We start from the raw sequence: 333 nt of genomic DNA, 5'->3' as shown, positions 1-333 counted from the left end.
TGTACTCGCCGGCGTGCAGGGTCAGCAGGCGGGCGGTCTGCAGCGGGCTCTGGCTGACCAGAACCGGGTCGTGGGCATCGCCACGCAGGCTCCAGCTCAGGTGGTCGGCCGTGCCTTGCAGCGGATCAAACAGCAGGGTCTTGCTCTCGCTCAGGCGGAAGCGGTATTCGCGCTGCTGCCGGGAGGCGGTCAGGCTGCCCCGCAGGCTCTGTCCCAGAACCAGCGATTCGACCGCCGGCTCGCCCTGGTCGAGCTGGAAGCTGACGCTGACCGGCGCGGTCAGTACCGAGTCGGGGCGCAGCTGCAGATAGACCGGGCCATCCTGGGCCAGGG

Annotated in this window: 1 protein-coding gene; it reads right to left on the bottom strand. The window is 69.7% G+C overall.

Annotated features, from left to right (window positions below; genetic code table 11):
• On the bottom strand, positions 1-333 hold a 333-nt coding region (locus PZA18_RS24465), incomplete at both ends, for a hypothetical protein (RefSeq protein ID WP_284103490.1).

The organism is Parachitinimonas caeni (genome assembly GCF_030129945.1).
In the GTDB taxonomy this organism is placed as follows: Bacteria; Pseudomonadota; Gammaproteobacteria; order Burkholderiales; family Chitinimonadaceae; genus Parachitinimonas; species Parachitinimonas caeni.
This window is presented reverse-complemented; position numbering and strand designations above follow the sequence as displayed.